The sequence below is a fragment of the Micromonospora sp. LH3U1 genome, from assembly GCF_028475105.1.
Lineage (GTDB): Bacteria > Actinomycetota > Actinomycetes > Mycobacteriales > Micromonosporaceae > Micromonospora.
Map to the genome: position 1 here is coordinate 1,504,609 of NZ_CP116936.1, position 22,771 is coordinate 1,527,379.

At 70.0% G+C, this 22,771-nt stretch carries 16 protein-coding genes and 1 pseudogene; 14 read left to right on the plus strand and 3 right to left on the minus strand.

Going from position 1 to position 22,771, the window contains the following annotated elements:
• The first annotated feature begins 143 nt into the window (after positions 1 to 143).
• From PCA76_RS07040 to PCA76_RS07075, 8 genes and pseudogenes are all read left to right on the plus strand, one after another.
• Positions 144 to 1,143 (plus strand): annotated as a pseudogene (locus PCA76_RS07040) (hypothetical protein).
• Between the two features lie 353 nt (positions 1,144 to 1,496).
• Positions 1,497 to 2,441, plus strand: coding sequence for a 30S ribosomal protein S2 (gene rpsB / locus PCA76_RS07045; RefSeq protein WP_272616159.1), 945 nt, complete (start codon positions 1,497 to 1,499; stop codon positions 2,439 to 2,441).
• Positions 2,442 to 2,575: 134 nt separating this feature from the next.
• Positions 2,576 to 3,403 (plus strand): translation elongation factor Ts, encoded by an 828-nt coding sequence (tsf, locus tag PCA76_RS07050; protein ID WP_272616160.1) that lies wholly within the window; start codon positions 2,576 to 2,578, stop codon positions 3,401 to 3,403.
• A 161-nt stretch (positions 3,404 to 3,564) separates the two neighbouring features.
• Positions 3,565 to 4,332 carry a UMP kinase gene (pyrH, locus tag PCA76_RS07055; RefSeq protein WP_247667234.1) on the plus strand — a complete coding sequence of 256 codons (768 nt, stop codon included), beginning with the start codon at positions 3,565 to 3,567 and terminating at the stop codon, positions 4,330 to 4,332.
• Between the two features lie 82 nt (positions 4,333 to 4,414).
• A complete protein-coding gene (gene frr, locus PCA76_RS07060) occupies positions 4,415 to 4,972 on the plus strand; it encodes a ribosome recycling factor (protein ID WP_272616161.1) in 558 nt (185 codons plus the stop codon).
• Between the two features lie 343 nt (positions 4,973 to 5,315).
• On the plus strand, positions 5,316 to 6,734 hold the full coding sequence (locus PCA76_RS07065; protein ID WP_272616162.1) for a phosphatidate cytidylyltransferase: 1,419 nt from the start codon (positions 5,316 to 5,318) through the stop codon (positions 6,732 to 6,734).
• A gap of 104 nt (positions 6,735 to 6,838) precedes the next feature.
• A complete protein-coding gene (gene rlmN, locus PCA76_RS07070; protein WP_272616164.1) occupies positions 6,839 to 7,996 on the plus strand; it encodes a 23S rRNA (adenine(2503)-C(2))-methyltransferase RlmN in 1,158 nt (385 codons plus the stop codon).
• Positions 7,997 to 8,027: 31 nt separating this feature from the next.
• Complete coding sequence (locus tag PCA76_RS07075; RefSeq protein ID WP_272616166.1) at positions 8,028 to 9,188, plus strand: DivIVA domain-containing protein; 1,161 nt, start codon at positions 8,028 to 8,030, stop codon at positions 9,186 to 9,188.
• An 84-nt stretch (positions 9,189 to 9,272) separates the two neighbouring features.
• On the opposite strand, the gene PCA76_RS07080 is transcribed toward PCA76_RS07075, so the two are convergent.
• Positions 9,273 to 9,494, minus strand: a complete 222-nt coding sequence (locus tag PCA76_RS07080) for a DUF2631 domain-containing protein (RefSeq protein WP_272616168.1) — start codon at positions 9,492 to 9,494, stop codon at positions 9,273 to 9,275.
• 197 nt (positions 9,495 to 9,691) lie between these two features.
• On the opposite strand from PCA76_RS07080, the gene PCA76_RS07085 reads away from it, so the two are divergent.
• A complete protein-coding gene (locus PCA76_RS07085; protein WP_272616170.1) occupies positions 9,692 to 11,272 on the plus strand; it encodes a Rieske 2Fe-2S domain-containing protein in 1,581 nt (526 codons plus the stop codon).
• Positions 11,273 to 11,336: 64 nt separating this feature from the next.
• Here PCA76_RS07085 and PCA76_RS07090 read toward each other — a convergent pair whose 3' ends face one another.
• Together PCA76_RS07090 and PCA76_RS07095 are read right to left on the minus strand one after the other, a co-directional pair.
• Positions 11,337 to 12,941, minus strand: a complete 1,605-nt coding sequence (locus PCA76_RS07090; RefSeq protein WP_272616172.1) for a phytoene desaturase family protein — start codon at positions 12,939 to 12,941, stop codon at positions 11,337 to 11,339.
• Positions 12,942 to 13,060: 119 nt separating this feature from the next.
• Positions 13,061 to 13,903: a YhjD/YihY/BrkB family envelope integrity protein gene (locus tag PCA76_RS07095; RefSeq protein ID WP_272616174.1), complete on the minus strand. Its 843-nt coding sequence runs from the start codon at positions 13,901 to 13,903 to the stop codon at positions 13,061 to 13,063.
• A gap of 51 nt (positions 13,904 to 13,954) precedes the next feature.
• Between PCA76_RS07095 and PCA76_RS07100 the strand changes: the two genes are divergently transcribed.
• The 5 genes from PCA76_RS07100 to ispG all read left to right on the plus strand — a co-directional run bounded on the left by PCA76_RS07100 (position 13,955) and on the right by ispG (position 22,731).
• Positions 13,955 to 14,506: a GNAT family N-acetyltransferase gene (locus tag PCA76_RS07100; protein WP_272616176.1), complete on the plus strand. Its 552-nt coding sequence runs from the start codon at positions 13,955 to 13,957 to the stop codon at positions 14,504 to 14,506.
• A gap of 456 nt (positions 14,507 to 14,962) precedes the next feature.
• A complete protein-coding gene (locus tag PCA76_RS07105; RefSeq protein WP_272616178.1) occupies positions 14,963 to 18,934 on the plus strand; it encodes a CARDB domain-containing protein in 3,972 nt (1,323 codons plus the stop codon).
• A 153-nt stretch (positions 18,935 to 19,087) separates the two neighbouring features.
• Positions 19,088 to 20,299, plus strand: a complete 1,212-nt coding sequence (gene dxr, locus PCA76_RS07110) for a 1-deoxy-D-xylulose-5-phosphate reductoisomerase (RefSeq protein ID WP_272616180.1) — start codon at positions 19,088 to 19,090, stop codon at positions 20,297 to 20,299.
• Positions 20,299 to 21,549, plus strand: coding sequence for a M50 family metallopeptidase (locus tag PCA76_RS07115; protein WP_272616182.1), 1,251 nt, complete (start codon positions 20,299 to 20,301; stop codon positions 21,547 to 21,549). Before dxr ends, PCA76_RS07115 begins: the two co-directional genes overlap by 1 nt.
• A 9-nt stretch (positions 21,550 to 21,558) precedes the next feature.
• Positions 21,559 to 22,731, plus strand: a complete 1,173-nt coding sequence (ispG, locus tag PCA76_RS07120; RefSeq protein WP_053652478.1) for a flavodoxin-dependent (E)-4-hydroxy-3-methylbut-2-enyl-diphosphate synthase — start codon at positions 21,559 to 21,561, stop codon at positions 22,729 to 22,731.
• The last annotated feature ends 40 nt before the right edge of the window (positions 22,732 to 22,771 follow it).

Sequence of the window (22,771 nt, forward strand, 5' to 3'; positions counted from 1 at the left end):
ATGCGTGGAATGTCCCCTACATCGGGGCAGTAAGTGCAAGATCGCGGACAGGGGCTGGCCGGGGAGCGGTGGAGGGGGGAAGGCGTGGATCGTCGAGCACCGGTCCCACCAGGCGCGAGACACGGACCAGGACGCGCGCTGAAATGGCGCGGGCGCAGCCGGTCGCATACGGTGCCTGACGTGGACGGACGACGGAGCTTTCCGGAAGATCAGGAGTCACGCTGGTATCCCGACGAGCAGGGTCGCGGGTACGGCGAGTCAGATTGGCGTGGCGCGGGCGACCCGCGGTACCGGGACGGCGAGATCCCCGAGCAGCGTGGCGCCGACGAGGCCCGCTCCGTCGAGGACACCGGCGTTGGCCGGCGCCGCGAGCCGGACTCCAGTCGCTTCAGCGCCCTGGACGCCCAGCCCGGCCGGTTCGGTGCGAGTGAGGGCGACTCGGGACGGTTCGGCGCGGTGGATCCCTTGAGTGACGCCCGGCCGGAGGTCGACGGTTACCGGGCGACGCGTTCGCGGCGGGCGGACCGGGACCCCTCGGAGATTTCCGGTGAGCTGCCGGGACGCCGGGCCGCGCGGGAGTCGACCGGGACGGCTTCCCCGCTGGCCACCGGCGCGTCCGAGGCCACCCGCGACGCCTCGCTGGCGGCCGACCCGCTGGCTGGCATGCTCGCCGACCAGACCCGGCCCGCCGTGCTCGGCGGGTACCCGATCATCGAGCCGACCCGGGGCGGCGGCGAGACGCCGCACCCGCTGGAGATGCCGACCGGCCCGATGCCGGGGATCGGACCCCGCACGGACCTGCCCGCGACGGAGCCGACGGTGTACCCACCGGCCGCCGATGGCGTCTACCGGACCCGTCGACCTGTGTTGGCCGTACTCTTCGCGCTCTTGGTGTTGATCTTCGAGATCCCCGCGCTGCGGGTGCTGCTGGCCGGCGCGACCGGTGATCCGGTGGACGCCGGGAACGTGGTCGTGGGCATCGCCCTCGTCGCTGGGCTGCCGATCTTCGCGACCGGGCTGTATGGGCTACGAACCGGTGGTTTGGCGCTTTCCGACGGTGGACGGGGCTGGCTGCGCCCACCGACGGCCTACCTGACCGTCGGCCTGGTGCTCTTCCTCGCCGCAGCGCTCGCCGCCGGCTGACCCGCCGCGCCTTGATCGACTCGGTTTCCGTGAAGTCGTGGTGTCCGGACCAGTGCGACGCACCGATTTCCAGGAAGCCGAGCCGATCAGCCCAGGAAGCCGTGCCGCGACACGCTGCGGCGCCGCGCCCCGCGCGCACCCCGGGGCAGCTGAACGGGGGAGGGGCGTACACTGGCCAACTGGCGACCGCCTTGCGCGGTCGACCTCGCGCGCCCTCTTCACGAATCGTCGTGGAGCGACGGCCTCCCTGGTCCCGATCTTGATCGGGTCCACCATGGGCCGGCGATCAGGCGCCAGGACGCCCGGCCACCGGCCGGGCGTGACAACCAGGGACCTTGAGGAGTACCCCAACCATGGCCGTCGTGACCATGCGCCAGCTGCTGGAGAGCGGTGTCCACTTCGGGCACCAGACCCGGCGCTGGAACCCGAAGATGAAGCGCTTCATCATGACCGAGCGCAACGGCATCTACATCATCGACCTGCGCCAGACCCTCGAGTACATCGAGAAGGCGTACGAGTTCGTGCGTGGGACCGTCGCCGAGGGCGGCAGCATCCTGTTCGTCGGCACCAAGAAGCAGGCCCAGGAAGCGATCGCCGATCAGGCGACCCGGGTCGGCCAGCCGTACGTCAACCACCGCTGGCTCGGTGGCATGCTGACCAACTTCCAGACCGTGTACAAGCGGCTCCAGCGGATGAAGGAGCTGGAGGGCCTGGGTGACCTCAGCGGCACTGCCGCCGGTTACACCAAGAAGGAGACCCTGCAGCTCTCCCGCGAGAAGATCAAGCTGACCCGCACCCTCGGTGGTCTGCGGGACATGCAGAAGCTTCCCGCCGCGGTCTGGATCGTCGACACCAAGAAGGAGCACATCGCCGTCGACGAGGCCCGCAAGCTGGGCATCCCGGTGATCGCGGTGCTGGACACCAACTGTGACCCGGACGAGGTCGACTTCCCGATCCCGGGCAACGACGACGCGATCCGGTCGGCCGAGCTGCTGACCAAGGTCGTCGCGGCCGCCGTCGCGGATGGTCTGATCGCGCGTTCCAGCCGTCGTCGTGGCAACGACGAGAAGCCCGAGGGTGTCGCGAGCGACGAGCCGCTGACCGAGTGGGAGCGCGAGCTGCTCGAGCCGAAGAAGGCCGACGAGGCCGCCCCGGCCGAGCAGCCTGCCGCTGCCGCCGCCGCCGAGCAGCCCGCTGCCCCGGCCGAGCAGCCCGCCGCTGCCGCCGAGCAGCCCGCCGCCCCGGAGCAGCCGGCGCAGGTCGCCACCGAGCAGCCGGCGACCGCTACCGCGGAGTGATTGCACCGTCGCTGCCCCGCCGTCCGTTTTTTCGAACGGGGGGCAGCGACGGTACTCCGGGCACGATTCGCCCGGATCCGGGTAACCGGCACCTCTGACCATCCACACGCCGCCTCAACATCGAAGAGAGAGCCATGTCCCAAATCACCGCCGCGGACGTCAAGAAGCTCCGCGACCTCACCGGCGCCGGCATGATGGACAGCAAGAAGGCGCTGACCGAGGCCGAGGGCGACTTCGACAAGGCCATCGAGATCCTGCGCGTCAAGGGCGCCAAGGACGTCGGCAAGCGGGCCGGCCGTACGGCCGCCAACGGGCTGGTCGCCCACTCCGGCAAGGCGCTGCTCGAGGTCAACTGCGAGACCGACTTCGTCGCCAAGACCGAGTCGTTCATCGCGTTGGCCCAGCAGCTGGTCGAGCACGGCGAGCGCGCCGGCGTGAACAGCGCCGAGGAGCTGCTCGCCACCGAGCTCGACGGCAAGGTCGTCGCGGACCTGATCCAGGAGCAGTCCGCCAAGATCGGCGAGAAGCTGGTGCTCAACCGGTTCGCCCGGGTCGAGGGCACCACCGCCGTCTACCTGCACCGCAAGGCCCAGGACCTTCCGCCGGCCGTTGGTGTGCTGGTGTCGTACACCGGCAAGACCGACGAGGCGGGCGACGCCGATGCCCGTGGTGTGGCCATGCAGATCGCCGCGATGCGGCCGAAGTACCTCACCCGGGACGAGGTTCCGGCTGAGGTCGTCGAGTCCGAGCGGCGCATCGCCGAGCAGACCGCCCGCGAGGAGAACAAGCCCGAGGCGGCCCTGCCGAAGATCATCGAGGGTCGGGTGAACTCCTTCTTCAAGGACTACGTCCTGATCGAGCAGTCGTCCGTGTCTGACAACAAGAAGTCGGTGAAGCAGCTGCTGGCCGAGGCCGGCATCGAGATCACCCGCTTCGTGCGGTTCGAGGTCGGCCAGGCCTGAGCCGCCACCGGGCGCCGCGGGCGCCCGTGGGCAGGAGACGTCGATGAGGAGGCCGCCGGTGTACGTGTCAGGCACCGCGGCCTCCTCGTCACATAGGGTCGGCAGCGGCAGGTTCGCGGTACGCGCCGCACGGGGCGTGCGCGTGGGGAAGGGCGGGGCGGATGACGCAGGTTGTGAGTGACCGAACGCTGGCGGTGGACGATCCGACGGCACCGCCGCTGGGGCGTGCCCGGCGGGTGGTCCTGAAGCTCTCCGGTGAGGTGTTCGGTGGCGGCGCGATCGGCGTCGACCCGGACGTCGTCCAGGCCATCGCCCGGCAGATCGCCACCGTGGTCCGCCGCGGCGTGCAGGTCTCCGTCGTGGTTGGCGGCGGCAACTTTTTCCGCGGCGCGGAGCTGCAGAAGCGCGGAATGGACCGGGCCCGCGCCGACTACATGGGCATGCTCGGCACCGTGATGAACTGCCTCGCGCTTCAGGACTTCCTGGAGAAGGAAGGCATCGAGACCCGGGTGCAGAGCGCCATCACCATGGCCCAGGTCGCCGAGCCGTACATTCCGCTGCGGGCGATCCGGCACCTGGAGAAGGGCCGTGTGGTCATCTTCGGCGCCGGCGCCGGGATGCCGTACTTCTCCACCGACACGGTGGCCGCCCAGCGGGCTCTGGAAATCCGTGCCGACGTGGTGCTGATGAGCAAGAACGGCGTGGACGGCGTCTACACCGCCGACCCCCGGATCGACCCCACCGCCAGCAAGCTCGACTCGATCACCTTCTCCGAGGCGCTGCGCCGCAACCTGCGGGTGGCCGACGCGGCGGCATTCAGCCTCTGCATGGAGAACGGCCTGCCGATGCTGGTCTTCGGTGCGCAGGGTGACGACACCATCATCCGCGCGGTGGGTGGCGACAAGATCGGCACCCTGATCACCGCCTGAGTCCCGCCAACGGCGACGACAGCGGTGGTCTGACGACTTTCAGCAGAGCCCACGACGAGCACAGAAGGAGGCGAGGAGACCGGTGATCGACGACACCCTCCTCGAGGCCGAGGAGAAGATGGAGCGTGCGGTTGAGCACGCCAAGGAGGAGTTCGGCGCCATCCGCACCGGTCGCGCCAACCCCGCCATGTTCTCGAAGGTCATCATCGACTACTACGGCACGCCCACGCCGCTGACGCAGATGGCGTCCATCGCGATCCCTGAGCCGCGGATGGCCATCATCAAGCCGTACGACAACTCGCAGATCAATGCGATGGAGAAGGCGATCCGCGACTCGGACCTCGGGGTGAACCCGAACAACGAGGGCACTCAGCTGCGCATCCTGCTTCCGCAGATGACCGAGGAGCGCCGCCGCGACATGATCAAGGTGGCCCGGCACAAGGGCGAGGAAGCCAAGGTGGCGATCCGTAACGTCCGCCGCCGTGGCAAGGAAGAACTGGATCGGATCGTCAAGGACGGCGAGGCTGGCGAGGACGACGGTCGCCGCGCCGAGAAGGAACTCGACGACCTGACCCAGCGCTACGTGGCCAGCATCGACGACCTGGTCAAGCACAAGGAGACCGAGCTGCTCGAGGTGTGATCGTCCGCCCGCTTGCCGGGTGAGATGCTCCGAGGCCCGGCCCCCACGCGGGGGCCGGGCCTCGTGCCGTTATCCGGATGCTGCCGGTCGTCTCGGCCACCTGCTCACCGGTGTACGCGTCGGGCAGCGTGGGCCGGTGGCCTGGGCGACGTCCGTCGCCGTGCCTCGTCCGCCGTGCCCGCGCGGCGGGTGCAGTAGGCTCGGCAGGATTCCCGGCCACCGGACGGTGAACACCGGGAATCGACCGACCGTCGGGGCGGTCAATCGGAGGAACATCGCACGTGTAGGGGATGCTTGTGGTCTTGCGTCATGTGGTGGTTCTCGTGCCCCGTTGCGGTGCGTGATGTCCCACCCCGACCCCTACGGCAACGAGCCTCGCGGCTGGGACCGTCCGGAGAGCCCTGTGACACTGCCCTGGCCCGATCAGGACCTGGATGCCGGCCAGTGGAGCCGCCGTCCGGCTGCCGGCCCTGAGCTGTACGCCGACCCGCACACCCGGCCGTACGCCGACCCACGCCCGACGGACCCGTACGACGAGAATGGCCGGGCGGTCCGTCCGGACGACCGGGACCGCTTCGACGACCGCGACCGGCACGATCGTTTCGACGACCGCGACCGGTACGAGGAGGACCGCAACCAGCCCGGCCGGTACGACGATCTGGGTCGCGGCGACCAGTACGCCGACCGCCTGCCCGACACCGCCGACGGTCCGGCCCGGTTCGACGGCCCGGACCGAGGGCGCTTTGACGAGCCCGCCCGTTTCAACGGCCCGGAGCACCCGGCCCGAGACTTGCCCGCCCGCCTCGACGACCCCGGTTATCCGACCGAGCAGCTCGCGCCCGTTCGGGCCGAGCTGGCGCCGGACGATGCTGCGGCGACCGGTCGACGGTCGAGAGGTCGACGCCGGGCCAGCGCCGATCGACCCGCCACCCAGCAGTTGGGCAACGGACGGGCCGGCCGTAACCTCCCGGCGGCGATCGGGGTGGGGCTCGGCCTCGGCGCGCTGATCGTGGTGCCGCTGGTCTTCTACCCGTTGGCGTTCCTGCCGGTGATCGCCCTCGCGATCGCGATCGGCATCTGGGAGATGGCCCGGGCGGTCCGGCGCAGCGGCGCCCACCCACCACTGGTGCCGTTGATCGCCGGTGGCGTGCTGACCGTGGGTCTGGCCTGGTTCGCCGGTCCGGACGCGCTCAGCCTGGGGCTGCTGGTCACCGTGCTGGGCACCATGATCTGGCGGCTGGGTGACGGTCCGGCCGGCTTCCAGCGGGATCTCACCGCGGCCACCCTGATCGCCGTCTACGTGCCGTTCCTCGGCGGGTTCGCGGCGCTGCTGGCGGCGGCCCCCGACGACGGTCGGCTACGCATCCTGGCCACCCTGATCGCGGTGGTCCTCTCCGACACCGGCGGGTACGCGGCCGGCGTCACCTTCGGTCGACACCCGATGGCCCCGTCGATCAGCCCGAAGAAGTCCTGGGAGGGTTTCGCCGGCTCGGTCACCGCGGCGGCTTTGGGCAGCGCGCTGCTGCTGTGGCTGATGTTCGAGGTGGCCCCCTGGTGGGGTGCGCTGTTCGGGGTGGCCGTCTCCTGCGCGGCGGTCCTCGGCGACCTGGCCGAGTCGATGATCAAGCGGGATCTCGGTGTCAAGGACATGAGCAACCTGCTGCCCGGCCACGGCGGTCTGATGGACCGACTGGACTCGATCCTGTTCGCGGTGCCGACCGCCTACCTGCTGCTGGCGGTCTTCGTGCCGGTGGTGAACTGAGGTATGAATCACGGCGTCCCGGTCATCCGACTCCGACGGTCGCGGCCCGTTCGACACCTCCGGACCAGCACCTGTCGCCGACGGCGTGACACACTGGACCAGCCATGACGAGCTTGCCCTTGATCCCCGCCATCTCGGTCGCCCCCGCCGCGCGCCGGGCCTCCATGCCCCCTCAGCACCTCGCTGACCTGGACCTGGCCGGCCGCCAGGCGCTGGTCACCGAGTTGGGTGAGCCGGCATTCCGCGCCAAGCAGGTCTCGAACCACTACTTCGGGCGGCTGGTCCGCGACCCGCAGGCCATGACCGACCTGCCTGCGGCGACCCGGGAACGGCTGTCCAGCCAACTGCTCCCCACGCTGCTCACCCCGGTGCGCGAGCTCGCGTGTGACGACGGCGCGACCCGCAAGGCGCTGTGGCGGCTGCACGACGGTGCGCTGGTGGAGAGCGTGCTGATGGGCTACCCGGACCGGGTGACCGTCTGCATTTCCAGCCAGGCGGGCTGTGGCATGGCCTGCCCGTTCTGCGCGACCGGCCAGGCCGGGCTGACCCGCAACCTGTCCACGGCCGAGATCGTCGACCAGGCGGTCTACATGGCCGGGGTGGCGGCCTCCGGCGTGGTCGCCGGCTCCCCGCCGCGGCTGTCGCGCGTCGTCTTCATGGGCATGGGCGAGCCAATGGCCAACTACTCCCGGGTCATCGCCGCCATCCGTCGCCTGGTCAGCCCGGCTCCGGAAGGGCTCGGCCTGTCCCAGCGGCACATCACCGTTTCCACGGTCGGCCTGGTTCCGGCCATCCGCCGACTGGCCAGCGAAGACCTCTCTGTGACCCTTGCGCTGTCGTTGCACGCGCCCGATGATGATCTGCGCGACGAACTCGTGCCGGTAAACCAGCGCTGGAAGGTAGCCGAGGTGCTGGACGCAGCGTGGGACTACGCCGCCCGGACGGGCCGTCGCGTGTCGATCGAGTACGCGATGATCAAGGACGTGAACGACCAGCCGTGGCGAGCCGACCTGCTTGGGCGGCTGCTGGCCGGCAAATTGGCCCACGTGAACCTCATCCCGCTCAATCCGACGCCGGGCAGCCGCTGGGACGCGAGCCCGAAGCCGGTTGAGCGGGAGTTCGTCCGGCGGTTGCGCGACGCCGGGGTGTCCACGACAGTACGAGACACCCGAGGTCGCGAGATCGACGGCGCATGTGGCCAGCTCGCCGCCGCCCAGGACAACGACACCAACACCGACCGCGCCGGAGAGGCACCGGCGTGACCGGGCGTGGCGAACGAGACCAGGAGACATAGTGGCGAGTCAGGGTCAGCGTTTCCGGCGCAAGGCGCTCCGCCGGGGATACAAGGTCGACGAGGTGGATGCCTTCCTCGACCGGGTCGAGGCGACACTCGACGGCCGACAGGTCGGCGCGCCGGTGGCCTCCCAGGAGGTCCACGACGTCGTCTTCCGGGTCCGGTTCAACGGCTACGACGAGTGGCAGGTCGACCTGCACCTGGACCGGGTCGAGCGGCAGTTGGCCGAGTTGGAGGAGCGCAACAGCGCCGCGCGCCCCGGCGACCCCCGAATGGCTGACCGGATGGGCCCACCGGACCGGATGGGGCCGCCGATGCGCGACGACCGGGGCATGGTTCCGCAGCCGATGCCGCCCCGGCCGATGCCCGCGCAGGCCGGTCCGCCCGCCGACCGCTACGGCCGTTACGACGAGCCGACCGGTGCCTTCGCCGGTGGGTACGACGCTCCCCGCGGCGGTTACGACGCGCCGCGAGGTCCGGGCGGCCCTGGCCCGATGGGCCCCGGCGGCCCGATGGGCCCTGGGCCGATGGGTGGCCACGGGGTTCCGCAGCGCGGCCTGCCGGCCGGCCCCACGGGTTACGGCCCCCCGGATGACCAGCGCTCGCCTGGTGGGTACGGCCCGGATGACCAGCGCGGTGGGTACGGCCCCGACGACCAGCGCTCGCCCGGCGGCTATCCGCCGGAGGAGCCGCGCTTCGACGGCTTCGAGGCCGGGCGGCACGGCCGCGCCGACATGACGGCCGAGATCCGGATGCCGGAGCGGGACCTGCGCGACATGCGCCGTGGCCCGGCCGGTCCGCCTCCGCAGCAGGGCATCGGTGGCCCGCCGATGGCCGGTCCGCCCGCTGTGGCCGGCCCGCCGATGGGTGGCCCGCCGATGGGTGGCCCGCCGATGGCCGGTCCGCCCGGCAGTGACCTGTACCGGGTCGACCAGATCCGCCGTAGCTTCCAGGTGCGTCGGTTCGGCAGCGGGTACGACCCCGACCAGGTGGACCGGTTCTTCGACACCCTGCTCGGCGGCATGCAGCGCCGCAACCCGATGCCGGTCGACCCGAAGGACCTGGACACGCTCCGGTTCGGCCTGGTGCCCGGTGGCTACTTCGAGGCTGAGGTCGACGCCGCGCTCAAGGACGTGCAGGACATCCTCTTCGGGCGCTGACCCGACGCGTACGGACGAGGGCCCGTCCCCCGGGTGGGGGCGGGCCCTCGGCGTTGTCGGTCGGTCGTCCGGCGGTCGGTCGGGTCAGGAGCGCAGACCGTTGCGCCGCAGCACGACGTCGCCGATCACAATGATCAGCAGCAGTGCGGCCAGGCCGATCAGCCAGATGTCCTCGACCTTGCCCTCGTGGTTGCCGCAGATCATCGCCAGCAGCGCCAGTGCGGACAGCACCGCGCCGATCTGCCCGGCCTTGCGGTGCCCGGGCTTGTGCTGGTCTGGCGACGTTACCGGCTCGCTTCCTGCCACTGTCGGTCCTTCCCTCGCGATCGGATCTTTGGTTAGTCTGGCACGCCTCCTGCTCGGTGCGGCGGGGTGGGGGTTTCCCGGCGTTCGGCCCTGCCCACCTGGGTCGAACGGCACTACGGGCGTCGCGGGGCGGCGGTCAGACTCACTCCGGTAGCGTTTGGCGTACACCTGATTGTCTGTTTGAGGGGGACTGTGCGGTGCGAGTGACCGGAACCGGGCACGCCAGCATGCGGATCGACACGGCCGCGGGCAGCATCCTGTGCGACCCGTGGGTCAACCCGGCCTACTTCGCGTCGTGGTTCCCGTTCCCCGACAATTCCCTGCTCGACTGGGAGACGCTGGGTCAGGTCGACTACCTGTACGTCTCCCACCTGCACCGGGACCACTTCGACGCGAAGCACCTGCGGGACTTCGTCTCCAAGGACGCCACCGTCCTGCTCCCGGAGTTCCCCACCTCGGAGATGGAGGACGAGTTCCGGGCGCTGGGCTTCACCAAGTTCCGGAAGGCGCCCAACGAGCAGGTGGTGGAGCTGCCCGGCGGCCTGAAGATCATGATTCAGGCGTTGACCAGCCCGACCGACGGGCCGATCGGCGATTCCTCGCTCTGGGTCGAGTACGACGGGGTGCGGCTGCTCAACCAGAACGACGCCCGCCCCACCGACCTGGGCGTCTTCGCCGAGTTGGGGCACGTGCACGCACATATGCTCCAGTTCTCCGGGGCGATCTGGTACCCGATGGTCTACGAGCTGCCGCAGGCGGCGAAGACCGCGTTCGGTAAGCAGAAGCGCGACCGGCAGTTCGACCGGACCTGGCGCTACATCGACGACCTGAAGGCGTCGCACGTCTTCCCGATCGCCGGCCCGCCGTGCTTCCTCGACGACTCCCTGTGGCAGTTCAACGACATCCACGGCGACGAGGGCAACATCTTCCCCGACCAGTCCGTCTTCCTGTCGGAGTACGCGAAGGTCGGCGGCACCAACGGCATCGTGCTGCTGCCGGGCAGCGTCGCCGAGGTCACCACCGAGGGCGCGACCACCACTCACCCGGTGCCGGTGGAGGAGTTCTTCGCGAACAAGGTCGCTCACCTGGAGGAGATGCGGGAGCGTAAGCGCCCCGTCATCGAGGCGGAGAAGGCGTCCTGGCGGCACCCCGAGGTGGACGTGCTCGGCCAGATGAAGCGCCGGATCGAGCCGCTCCTCGACGAGTCGATCTACCTGGCCAAGGGCGTCGGCGGTCCGGTCCGTTTCGACCTGGTGGGTTACGACGGCGAGAGCGTCGAGTCGATCGTGGTGGACTTCCCGGGCAAGGAGGTCCGGCCGTACGCCGACGAGAAGGTGCGCTACCGGTTCCGTACCGAACGGTCGTTGATCGAGCATCTGCTCTTCATCGACGAGGTCGACTGGGTCAACTCGCTCTTCCTGTCCTGCCGGTTCTCGGCGGCCCGGATCGGCCAGTACAACGAGTTCGTCTACGCGTTCTTCAAGTGCCTCTCGGAGGAGCGACTCCAGTACGCCGAGGGCTGGTACGACGAGCATGAGCGCTCCACCGACGCCGAGGACGTCACCCTGGGCGACTGGGTGGTGCAGCGGCGCTGCCCGCACCTGAAGGCGGACCTGACCCGGTTCGGCATCGTCGACGGTGACCAGTTGACCTGCCAGCTGCACGGCTGGAAGTTCGACCTGCCCAGCGGTCGGTGCCTGACGAGCGTCGGCCACAAGGTCCGCGCCCACCGGGTCGACGCGGAAACCCCCGCCCCCGCCGGCGAGGCCGTGATCTGACCCCCGTCGTCGATCATGAAGTTATTGTCGTGACTCGCCGCCACGGCAGGCGATAACTTCATGATCAACGGGGTTGGCGGCCCAGGTCCGACAGGATTCGGCGGGCGGCGTTGTGGCCGGCTGCGCCGATCACGCTGCCGGCCGGGTGGCAGCCGGCGCTGCCGGCGTACACGCCGTCGATTCCGGTGGCATAGGGCATCCGGTCGGTGAACGAGACCGTGTTGTCGACGTGGTGGATGTGCCCGCCGGTGATGCCGAAGTGCTCCTCGATGCCGGGCGGGGGCAGTGGCACCGCGTCGGCGATCAGGTCGCCGGTGCCGGGCGCGTACCGCTCGACGATCTCGATGAGCCGGTCGACGTAAGCGGGCAGCGCCGCGTCCCAGGTGGTGCCGGCCAGCTCGTAGGGGACCGACTGGACGAAGAGCGCCGACGAGTGGTGCCCGGCGGCGTCGGAGAGCGACGGGTCGACGGTGGTGTGCAGGTACCACTCGATGGTGGGCTCCGCCGGCAGCAGCCCGGCCTGCACATCCGCCCACATCGCGCGCAGCGCGGTCATCGGCGAGGTTGCCTCACCGCCGACCAGCGACGCGGACCCGGGCAGCAGGTGGATGGTCGAGCCGAACGGGCTCGGTGTGCCGACCGGCAGGCAGGAGAACTGCGGCAGCCCGGTGAGCGCCAGGTTGAGCTTGAGGGTGGTGCCGGGGCGGCGGACCGCCGCCATCCGTTCGCCGAGCGGCGCCGGGAGCGCACCGTCGGGCAAGAGGTCGATCAGCCTGTACGGGTCACACGCGCCGAGCACCACCCGGGCGGCGACCTGCCGCCCGTCGGCCAGCACCACTCCGCTCGCCGCGCCGCCGTCCAGGGTCACCGCGCGCACCGGCGTACCGGTCAGAATTGTCGCCCCGGCGGCGCGTGCGGCCTCGGCGAACGTGCGCGAGACGGTGCCCATCCCGCCTTCGGCGATCATCCAGGTGCCGTCCGAGCCGGGTAGCCGGCACATGTTGTGAACCAGGAAGTTGTGACCGGTGCCGGGGTCGTCCGGGCCGGCGTTGAGCCCGGACAGCCCGTCGGTGACCGCGTACATGCTGACCAGCAGCTCGGAGCGGAACTCGAACCGGGCCAGGTAGTCGGCTACCGAGCCCTGGACGAGGTCGACGAAGACCTGCCGCAGCGCCGGCCGGACGTGCCGCTCGGCGGTCTCCTCGGCGCTCAGCGGCTCCGCCAGCCAGGCCGGGGCGAGGTCTTCGCGCAGCGCGGCCAACTCGGCCTGCATGGCATCGTCGGCGGCCACGTCAGCGGGAGAGAAGAACTCGGCGAGCTGCGCCCGGGTGGCGGCGGTGTCACTGCCGAAGAGCAGGTACGGCGAGCCGAGGCCGCCCGGCGTGGGTAGGAAGTAGTGCGGGTCGCGGCGCAGCACCGGGATCCGCACGTCGAGCGTGGCGAGCAACTCCGGCGGCATCAGCCCGAGCAGGTACGAGCCGGTGGAGTGCCGCAGCCCCGGCACCTTCGGGAACGGGTTCTCGGTGCGGGTCGCGCCGCCGATCACGTCGGCGGCCTCCAGCACCAGGACGTCCAGGCCGGCGCGGGCCAGCAGGACTGCGGAGACCAGGCCGTTGTGCCCGGCACCGACGATCACGACGTCGGCCCGAGCCGGAATCTCACTGCTCATGCCGCCGCAGCCTAGTCCGCACCCCCGCCCCATGCCCGCCCCCGGCCCGGCCCGGCCCTCGCCTGGTGATCAAGAGGTTTGCGTCATGGGAGGCGCTTTCGGTGACGCAAACCTCTTGATCAACTCGGCTGGGGGGTGGTGCGGTGGGCGCGCCAACGGGAGAGAGCCAGGGTGGCGGAGTAGCCGGCCAGGACGATCACGTGGAACAGGTAGAGCCAGAGGAGTACGGCCACGCCGCCGCCGATCTCGTCGAAGCCACCGAACGGCACCCCCAGGTTCAACGGGAGCGAGGCGAACAGCACGAAGCCGTGCAGGAAGCCGGAGAGGTTCGCCGCGGTGAACGACCCGATCGCGAGCGTGGAGAGCCAGTCCGGCGAGGCCGGCCCGACCACCCGGAACACCCACATCAGCACCGGCGTGAGCACCAGCCAGACCCCCAGGAACGACAGCACCACGCCCAGTACGCCGAGCCAGCCGCCCTGCCGTACGAGACGGGTGGTGAGCGGCAGCGCCAGCAGGATCGACAGCAGCAGCGCGGGGGCCGGCGCGAGCAGCGGCAGCAGGAGCAGCCGGCCCCGCCAGCCGACCAGGTGCTCGTCGGAGCGGGAAGCGGCCACCGAGACGAATGCCCGACGCAGACCCTCGCCGTACAGCGACGCGGGCAGCAGTGCGGCCAGCGCCAGCAGCGGGGTCAACTCCACCCCGGCGTTGACCAGCGCGTCCACCGCCCGGGGCGCGCCGATCGCGGTGGGCAGGGCCTCGACGGCGTACGAGGTGAGCCGGCGTACGCGGTCGGCCCCGGCCAGCAGTGCGGTGAGCCAGATCGCCAGCAGGGCGACCGGCACCACCGCGATCGCCCCGTAGAAGGTGATCGCGGCGGCGTGCAGCGACAGGTCCCGCCCGCGCACCGGGCGGAACGCGGCGCTGGTGATCCGCTTCGCCCGATGCCATCCATTGCCCATCGGGATCTCTTTCCCTGTCGTCGGGGCCGTCACTCCTTAAGATCGCCGGTCATGACTGTTCTCACCACCGAACGCCTGATCCTGCGTGATTGGACCGCCGATCCGGCCGATCTGGCCCGGATTTACGACATCTACTCCCGCCCCGAGATCACGCGATGGCTGGGCGTGGCACCCGGGCTGCCGTTGACCGACCCGGGGCAGGCCGCCGACCGTCTGCGGATCTGGCGCGAACGGCATGCCGCCGACCATGGCCGGTACGGCACCTGGGCGATCGAGGTGCGGGACACCGGCCTGGTGGCGGGCACGGTGCTGCTCAAGCCGCTGCCGGGGCGGGACGAGGCGCGGCGTACCGACGACATCGAGGTGGGCTGGCACCTGCACCCGGATTCGTGGGGTCACGGCTACGCCACCGAGGCCGCCCGTGCGGTCATTGGGCGGGAGTTCGCCGCCGGCACCTCGGAGATCTACGCGGTCGTGTCGCCGGGCAACGAGCCGTCGATGGCGGTCTGCCGGCGACTCGGCATGGCGCACGTGGGCCGGCGCACCGACTGGTACGGCGGCGAGGACCTGGAGACCTTCGTCCTGGCGGCGCCAGACGCGTGACCGTTCCAGGATGACCTGACGCAAGATCCGCGCAACTTCGGGGAAGGTGTGGCCTCCGCTCGTCGGGAGGCGGCACCTTCCCCGAAAACTGTGCGGATCCAGACGCGGGGCGGCGGCCCCAGGGTGGGCATGTCCATCAATAATCACCACGGTCGAAGTGTTGACGCTCCCGTAGCACGTCAGTAACCTTTGGTCAAAGTCACGCAAGATTTCGACAAAGGCGTGCACGATTTCGCGCATGCTCCCGGAAGATTCAACGGGCCTCCTGGGGAGGCCCGTTGATGGTCGTACCCATCTGGTGTCCCCGGGTCGAGCGGTGCCCCCGCGCCGCCCGCACCTCGTCTCCTCGGGACGCCTCGACACCGGCCCGCTCCCGTCGGCCGGCGACGCACCGCCGCACACCCCACCCCGTGGTCAAGCCGCCGCGGCAACCGTCCCCCGACGACAAGGACAGTGATGAGACGAACGAATCTGTTCAGGATGGTGGCGGCCACCGCCGCGGCCACGCTGATCGCCACGGCCGGGGCGACCGCCCTCGCGAACCCGGCCGGTGCCGCCCGCCCCGCCGATGCGGCAGCCGCGCCGAGCAGCGGCTTCGCCCCGGCCGCCACCAACCTCGCTCAGGGCCGCCCCACCCAGGAGAGCGGCCACGCCGACGTCTACGACTCGTCGAAGGTCGTCGACGGCAACGCCGGCAGCTACTGGGAGAGCGTCAACAACTCGTTCCCGGAGTGGGTGCAGGTCGACCTCGGCTCATCGCAGAGCGTCAACCAGCTCGTGTTGAAGCTGCCGACCTCCGGTTGGGGGACCCGTACGCAGACGTTGAGCGTGCAGGGCAGCGCCAACGGTTCGTCGTTCACCGACCTGGTCGGGTCGCAGACGTACACCTTCAATCCGGCGAGCGGCAGCACGGTCACGATCAACGTCAGCCAGACCGCTACCCGCTACGTGCGGATCAACATCACCGCCAACAGCGGCTGGCCGGCCGGGCAACTGTCCGAGCTGGAGGTGTACGGCAGCGGCGGCACCACTCCGGACACCACCGCGCCGAGCGTGCCGGGCAACCTCTCGTTCACCCAGTCGGGCACCACCATCAGCCTCAACTGGGTCGCGTCGACCGACAACGCGGGCGGCAGCGGCATCGCCGGCTACGACGTCTATCGCAACGGCGCGTTCCTGCAGTCCATCGGGAACGTGACCACCTTCAACGACACGCAGCCAGCCACGGCGACCGTCTCGTACCACGTCCGGGCCCGTGACGTCGCGGGCAACGTCTCCGGCAACAGCAACACGGTGACCCGCACCGGCAGCGGTGACACCACGGCGCCGAGCGTCCCGGGGACGCTGTCGCACAGCACGTCGGGCAGCACGATCACGCTCAACTGGGGCGCCTCCACCGATTCCGGTGGCAGCGGCCTGGCCGGCTACGACGTCTACCGTGGCGGCAACCTGATCGCGACCCTGGGCACCGTCCTCACCTACCAGGACACCCAGCCGGCGACGGCGACCGTGTCGTACTACGTCCGCGCCCGCGACGGCGCCGGCAACCTGTCCGGCAACAGCAACACGGTGACCCGGACCGGCACCCAGCCTCCGGCCTGCACCAACGTGGCGCAGGGCAAGAGCATGACGGCGAGCGGCTCGACCTTCAGCTTCACCCCGGACAAGGCGAACGACGGTCAGCTCACCACCTACTGGGAAGGCGCGGCGAGCTACCCGCAGAACCTGACCGTGGCGCTGGGCGCGAACCACTCCATCAGCGGCGTCACCGTCAAGCTGAACCCGGACCCGGCCTGGGGCACCCGTACCCAGACCATCCAGGTTCTCGGCCGCGACCAGGCGTCATCCTCGTACACCAGTCTGGTGTCGGCGGCGAGCTACCAGTTCGTCCAGGGCACCAACGTGGTGAGCATCCCGGTCACCGCGACCACGGCGGACGTGCAACTGCGGTTCACCGGCAACACCGGCGCCCCGTCCGGTCAGGTGGCCGAGTTCGAGGTGTGCGGCATCCCGGCACCCAATCCGGACCTGGTCGTCAGCTCGGTGACCTGGTCGCCCACCTCGCCCAGCGAGGTAAGCCCGGTCACGCTCTCGGCCGTGGTCCAGAACATCGGCTCGGCGGCTGCCGGCGCCACCACGGTGAACTTCAGCCTGGCCGGAGCGGTCGTCGGCAGCGCCACGGTGGGCGCGCTCAGCGCGGGCGCCTCGACCACCGTGTCGTTCAACGCCGGTACGCGACCGATGGGCAGCTACGCCGTCTCGGCGGTGGTGGACCCGACGAACACGATCGTCGAGCAGAACAACGGCAACAACAGCTTCACCGCACCGTCGCCGCTGGTGGTCGCGCAGGCTCCCGGGCCTGACCTGCAGGTGCTGAGCATCGCCTCCAACCCGCCGAACCCGGCCGTCGGGGCGTCCGTCACCTTCACCGTGGCGGTCCGCAACCGCGGCACCACCGCGACCGGCGCGACCACCGTCACCCGGTTGGTGGTGGGCAGCACCACGCTCAACACCAACACCGCCTCGATCGCGGCCGGCGCGACGGTCAACGTGGCCGTCACCGGCAGTTGGACCGCCACCAGCGGCGGCGCCACCATCACCGCCACCGCCGACGCCACCAACGCGGTCACCGAGACCAACGAGACCAACAACGCGTTCAGCCAGGCCATCGTGGTCGGGCGTGGGGCGGCCGTCCCGTACGTCTCCTACGAGGCGGAGGCCGGCCGTTACCAGGGCACGCTGCTGGAGCCCGACCCGCTGCGCACCTTCGGCCACACCAACTTCGCCACCGAGTCCTCGGGCCGCAAGTCGGTACGACTCAACAGCACCGGCCAGTTCGTCGAGTTCACCTCGGCCAACCAGGCCAACTCCATCGTGGTACGTAACTCCATCCCGGACGCGCCTGGTGGTGGCGGTATCGAGGCGACCATCAGCCTCTACGTCAACGACGTCTTCTCCCGGAAGCTGACCCTGTCGTCGCGGCACAGCTGGCTCTACGGGAACACCGACGGGCCGGAGGCGCTGACCAACACCCCGCAGGCCGACGCCCGACGGCTGTTCGACGAGTCGAACGCGTTGCTGTCGCAGTCGTACCCGGCGGGCACCCGCTTCAAGTTGCAGCGCGACTCGGGCGACAACGCCTCGTTCTACATCATCGACATGATCGACCTGGAGCAGGTGGCACCGGCGGCGAGCCAGCCGGCCGGCTGCACCTCCATCACGTCGTACGGTGCGGTCCCGAACGACGGACTCGACGACACCGCCGCCATCCAGCGGGCGGTGACCGACGACCAGAACGGCGTCATCAGCTGCGTCTGGATCCCCGCCGGGCAGTGGCGTCAGGAGCAGAAGATCCTGACCGACGACCCGCAGAACCGGGGTACGCACAACCAGGTCGGCATCAGCAACGTCACCATCCGGGGCGCCGGGATGTGGCACTCGCAGCTCTACACGCTGACCGAGCCGCAGAACGTGGTGGGCGGCATCAACCACCCGCACGAGGGCAACTTCGGCTTCGACATCGACAAGAACACCCAGATCTCCGACATCGCCATCTTCGGTTCGGGCCGGATCCGGGGCGGTGACGGCAACGCCGAGGGTGGCGTCGGTCTGAACGGTCGCTTCGGTACGGGCACCCGAATCAGCAACGTCTGGATCGAGCACGCCAACGTGGGTGTCTGGGTCGGCCGCGACTACGACAACATCCCCGACCTCTGGGGGCCGGCCGACGGGCTGGAGTTCACCGGCATGCGGATCCGTGACACCTACGCCGACGGCATCAACTTCAGCAACGGCACGCGCAACTCGCGGGTGTTCAACTCGTCCTTCCGCACCACCGGTGACGACGCCCTCGCCGTCTGGGCCAACCCGTACGTCAAGGACCGCAACGTCGACATCGCCCACGACAACCACTTCGTCAACAACACCATCCAGTTGCCCTGGCGGGCGAACGGCATCGCCATCTACGGCGGCTACGACAACTCGATCGAGAACAACCTGATCTACGACACGATGAACTACCCGGGCATCATGCTGGCGACCGACCACGACCCGCTGCCCTTCTCCGGGACGACGCTGATCGCCAACAACGGGCTCTACCGGGCCGGTGGTGTCTTCTGGAACGAGGACCAGGAGTTCGGTGCCATCACGCTCTTCCCGGCCACCCGGGACATCGTCGGGGTCACGATCCGGGACACCGACATCTACGACTCGACGTACGACGGCATCCAGTTCAAGAACGGCGGCGGCAACATGCCGAACGTCGCCATCACCAATGTGCGGATCGACAAGTCCAACAATGGTGCCGGCATCCTCGCGATGAGCGGCGCGCGCGGCAACGCCAACCTGACCAACGTGACCATCACGAACTCGGGCGACGGCAACATCGTCATCCAGCCCGGTTCGCAGTTCGTCATCAACGGCGGCTAGTCCCCCGCTTGATCAACACGGTTTCCATGAAGTCGGGGTGTCCAGCTGCGGCGGACACCCCGACTTCCTTGAACCCGAGTCGATCATCGCCACCGGACGGCGAGGGCTGAGGCTCCCAGCGGGCGTGCAGCGGGGGTGGGGAACAATGGCCGCGTGACTTCCCCCCGCGACCTCGTCCTGCTCGGGTCCACCGGCTCGATCGGCACGCAGGCCATCGACATCGTCCGGCGCAACCCCGACCGGTTCCGGGTGGTCGCGGTCGGTGCGGGCGGCGGCAACGTCGAGCTGCTCGCCGCGCAGGCCCTGGAGTTGGGCGTCGAGGCGGTCGGGGTGGCCAAGGCGTCCGCCGCACAGGACCTCCAGCTCGCGTTCTACGCCGAGGCGAGCCGGCGCGGTTGGGCCACCGGCGACTTCAAGCTTCCCAAGATCGTGGCCGGCCCCGACGCGATGACCGAGCTGGCGCAGTGGCCGTGCGACGTCGTGCTCAACGGGGTGGTCGGTTCGCTGGGCCTCGCTCCTACGCTGGCCGCGCTGCGTGGTGGTCGTACCCTCGCGTTGGCCAACAAGGAGTCGCTCGTGGCCGGCGGCCCCTTGGTCAAGGCTGCGGTGACGCGGCCGGGGCAGATCGTCCCGGTCGACTCGGAGCACTCGGCGCTGGCCCAGTGCCTGCGCTCCGGGACGCGCGGCGAGGTGCGTCGGCTGATCGTCACGGCCAGCGGCGGCCCGTTCCGGGGCCGCGGCCGTGACGAGTTGACGCAGGTCACACCCGAGCAGGCGCTCGCACACCCGACCTGGAACATGGGGCCGGTCGTCACGATCAACTCGGCGACCATGGTCAACAAGGCTCTTGAGGTGATCGAGGCGCACGAGCTGTTCGACGTGCCCTACGCCGACATCACCGTCATGGTGCACCCGCAGTCGGTGATCCACTCGATGGTCGAGTTCGTCGACGGTTCGACGATCGCCCAGGCCAGCCCACCGGACATGCGGCTGCCGATCGCGTTGGGTATCGGCTGGCCGGACCGGGTGCCCGAGGCCGCCTCCGCCGTCGACTGGACGGCCGCGCACACCTGGGAGTTCGCGCCGCTCGACGACGAGGCGTTCCCGGCCGTCGCGCTGGCCAAGGCCGCCGGGGAAGCCGGGCGCTGCCGTCCGGCGATCTACAACGCGGCCAACGAGGAGTGCGTGGCGGCGTTCGTGGCGGGCCGGCTGCCGTTCCTCGGCATCGTCGACACCCTGGAACGCGTGTTGGAGGACGCTCCAGACTTCGACGAACCAGGTACCGTCGAGGACGTGCTCGCGGCCGAGTCGTGGGCGCGCGCGCATGCGCAGGAGATCATCGCGGGTTCGGTGGAAGGAGCTTGATGTCGTACCTGCTCGGGGTGGTCCTCTTCGCCCTGGCCATCCTCATCTCGGTGAGCCTTCACGAGGCGGGTCACCTGCTGACCGCCAAGGCGTTCGGGATGAAGGTCACGAAGTACTTCGTCGGCTTCGGCCCCACCATCTGGTCGTTCCAGCGGGGTGAGACCGAGTACGGCCTCAAGGGCATCCCCCTCGGCGGCTTCTGCAAGATCGTCGGGATGACTCCGCAAGACGACGACGTCGAGCCCGGTGACGAGTCGCGGGTGATGTGGCGCTACCCGGTCTGGAAGCGGACGATCGTGATGGCCGCCGGGTCGATCACGCACTTCGCGCTCGCCCTCGTCACGATCTGGATCCTCGCCGTCTCCGCCGGCCTGCCCAACCCGGACTTCCCGACGACCGACACGCAGGCCCGCGAGGAGCCCGCGGTCATCCAGCTCAGCCCGTGTGTAGTGCCGGAGAACGCCGTGCGCGCGTGCACGCCCGCCGACGCGGCCAGCCCGGCCGCCCAGGCGCAACTGCGCAACGGTGACCGGATCACCTCGATCAACGGCACCCCGATCGGCTCCTACGGCGATCTGCTCACCAAACTGCGCGCGCTCAAGCCGGGAGAGACCGCGCAGATCCAGTACGTCCGCGACGGGCAGACGGCAAGCACCAGCACGGTGCTCGCGCAGACCCAGCGTCCGCCGCTGGACAACCCGACCGGTGCCGCCGCGCCGGTGGCCGCCCTCGGCGTCGGCCTCGTCCCCACCACGCCCACCCGCGTGACGTACGGGCCGATCGGCGCCTTCGGCGCCACCGCCGACTTCACCGGTCAGTTGGCCGTCGGCACCGCCCAGGCGTTGCAGCGCCTCCCGCAGAAGGTCCCCGCCCTCTGGACCGCCCTCACCGGCGGCGAGCGGGACATCGACACCCCGATCAGCGTGGTCGGCGCCAGTCGACTCGGCGGCGAGGCCGTGGAGAACAACGCCTGGCTGGTCTTCTTCATGCTCTTCGTGTCGCTGAACTTCTTCATCGGCGTGTTCAACCTGCTGCCGCTGCTCCCGGTGGACGGCGGCCACATCGCCATCGCCTGGTTCGAACGGGCCCGCTCCTGGGTCTACGCGCGGATCGGCCGGGCCGACCCCGGCCGGGTGGACTACCTCAAACTGATGCCCTTCACGTACGCAGTGATCCTGATCGGTGGCGCGTTCACGCTGCTGACGATCGCCGCGGACGTCGTCAACCCCATCACGCTCTTCTCAAGGTGAGTGCCTGAAGTGACCGCTATCAGTCTCGGTATGCCCGCCGTGCCGCCCCCGCCGCTCGCTCCCCGTCGGGCCAGCCGCCAGATCATGGTTGGTTCGGTGCCGGTCGGTGGCGGTGCGCCGGTGTCCGTGCAGTCGATGACCACGACCCTCACCTCCGACGTCAACGCCACCCTTCAGCAGATCGCCGAGCTGACCGCGTCCGGTTGCCAGATCGTCCGGGTGGCCGTGCCGTCCCAGGACGACGTCGAGGCGCTGCCCGCGATCGCCAAGAAGTCGCAGATCCCGGTGATCGCCGACATCCACTTCCAGCCCAAGTACGTCTTCGCGGCGATCGATGCCGGCTGCGCGGCGGTCCGGGTCAACCCGGGCAACATCCGGCAGTTCGACGACAAGGTCAAGGAGATCGCCCGTGCCGCGGGGGCGGCGGGAGTGCCGATCCGGATCGGTGTCAACGCCGGGTCGCTGGACAAGCGGCTGCTGGCCAAGTACGGCAAGGCGACCGCCGAGGCGCTCGTCGAGTCGGCGCTGTGGGAGTGCTCGCTGTTCGAGGAGCACGGCTTCCGCGACATCAAGATCTCGGTCAAGCACAACGACCCGGTCGTGATGATCCGCGCGTACCGGCAGCTCGCCGAGCAGTGCGACTACCCGCTGCACCTGGGCGTCACCGAGGCCGGCCCGGCCTTCCAGGGCACCATCAAGTCGGCGGTCGCCTTCGGTGCCCTGCTGGCCGAGGGGATCGGCGACACCATCCGGGTGTCGCTGTCCGCCCCGCCGGTCGAGGAGATCAAGGTCGGCAACCAGATCCTGGAGTCGCTCGGCCTGCGCGAGCGGGGCCTGGAAATCGTCTCCTGCCCGTCCTGCGGGCGGGCACAGGTGGACGTCTACAAGCTCGCCGAGGAGGTCACCGCCGGTCTGGAAGGGCTGCCGGTGCCGCTGCGCGTGGCCGTGATGGGCTGCGTCGTCAACGGTCCGGGCGAGGCCCGCGAGGCCGACCTCGGTGTCGCCTCCGGCAACGGCAAGGGCCAGATTTTCGTCAAGGGGCAGGTCGTCAAGACGGTGCCCGAGGCGCAGATCGTGGAGACGCTGATCGAGGAGGCGCTGCGGATCGCCGACGAGATGGGCGCCGAGCTTCCCGAGGAGCTGCGCGGGCTGGTCACCGGCCCGACCGTCACCGTGCACTGATTTTCCAAGTGGAAAAAGCGGCCGTTCCCCACGGGGAACG